The organism is Bacillus proteolyticus (genome assembly GCF_001884065.1).
In the GTDB taxonomy this organism is placed as follows: domain Bacteria; phylum Bacillota; class Bacilli; order Bacillales; family Bacillaceae_G; genus Bacillus_A; species Bacillus_A proteolyticus.
In genome coordinates this window covers 1-366 of the sequence record NZ_MACH01000073.1, presented here as the reverse complement: position 1 = coordinate 366, position 366 = coordinate 1, and the positions used below count along the sequence as shown (strand labels likewise).

Genomic DNA, 366 nt, shown 5'->3' with positions numbered 1-366 from the left:
TCGGTCATGTTGTCATTATATTGTTATTGACCATCATCCATGTTTGTCGTGTTGTCATTACATTGTTGTTGACCATCATTCATGTCGGTCATGTTGTCATTGTATCGTTATTGACCATCATTCATGTCGGTCATGTTGTCATTGTATCGTTATTGACCATCATTCATGTTGGACATGTTGTCATTATATTGTTGTTGACCATCATTCATGTCGGTCATGTTGTCATTGTATCGTTATTGACTATCATTCATATCGGTCATGTTGTCATTATATTGTTGTTGACTATCATTCATATCGGTCATGTTGTCATTATATTGTTATTGACCATCATCCATGTTTGTCGTGTTGTCATTACATTGTTGTTGA

General features: G+C 35.0%; 1 protein-coding gene. It reads left to right on the top strand.

The annotated features are described in order from the left end of the window. The coding region (locus tag BAQ49_RS32895) for a hypothetical protein (protein ID WP_165616040.1) at positions 1 to 366 on the top strand (366 nt) is incomplete at both ends.